General features: G+C 68.0%; 1 pseudogene. It reads right to left on the reverse strand.

The window, feature by feature from the left end:
• Window positions 1-2: 2 nt before the first annotated feature.
• A pseudogene (locus ACTWQJ_RS51820) lies at window positions 3-895 on the reverse strand (IS982 family transposase).
• Window positions 896-940: the final 45 nt, after the last annotated feature.

A 940-nucleotide genomic window follows, 5' to 3' on the forward strand; every position in this document is an offset into this window, starting at 1 on the left:
GATCAGTGATCGAAGGCGATCAGCGACCTGGTGATGGGGCGTCGGTGTGGTGGTTGTGCCAGATCGCGGTGGCCATCGCCAGGACTCGCTGGGCGACGCGGACGGCCACGCCCTCGAAGGTCCGGCCGCCGTGCTGCTCCAGCCCGAGCTGTCCCTTGAGGGTGTCGTTCACGGACTCGATGAGCTGACGGACCGACTTCAGCAGCGGCTCGCCCGGCCGGGACTTCTCCCGCTTGAACGAGGGCCGCAGCAAGGTGACACCCTGCCTGGCCAGGTCGGCCTCGAACTCCTTGGAGGCGAAGCCCTTGTCCGCGATCAGCAGCAGCCCTGGCCGGTCGCGGGCCAGGCGCGGCTCGCGGTCGAGCATCGCGGCCAGGACTTCGCGTTCGTCGATCTTCGGGCTGGCCAGCGACCAGGTGATCGGCATGCCGGCCGGGGTGCAGACCAGGAACAGCCGCAGGCCCCAGTAGAAGCGGCTGTGCGAGCGGCAGTAGCCGTAGCCCGCCCAGCCGGCCAGGTTCGAGCGCTTGACGGTCGGCCGGGATCGGCCGCACTCCACCGGGGTGGAGTCGGTGATCCACACGGTGTCGAACCAGAAGGCCGTGTCGGCGGCAAGTTCCCGGATGACGCGTTTGAGCAGCGGCAGCGCCGCGCGCAGGCGTTTGTTGTAGCCCGATTGCTGAGGAAGGTAGGGGAACATGCCGGACAGGTGCTTGCGGGCGAAGCGCAGCCATCGGGCCTCCGAGTGGAAGCCCAGCACGGCCTGGGCGACCGCGAGGCAGACGAGCTCGGAGTCGCTCAGCCGCGGTGGTCTGCCCAGCCACCGGGTCGCTCCGATCTCGTCATCGATCTTCACGTACAGTGCGGTCAAGAGGGTGTTCAGGTCCTGCGTCACAACATGATCTTGAACGCCCTCTTCATGCCTGACCACCGGCCCAAG

The organism is Streptomyces sp. KR55, from assembly GCF_052245645.1.
GTDB lineage: Bacteria > Actinomycetota > Actinomycetes > Streptomycetales > Streptomycetaceae > Streptomyces > Streptomyces flavusporus.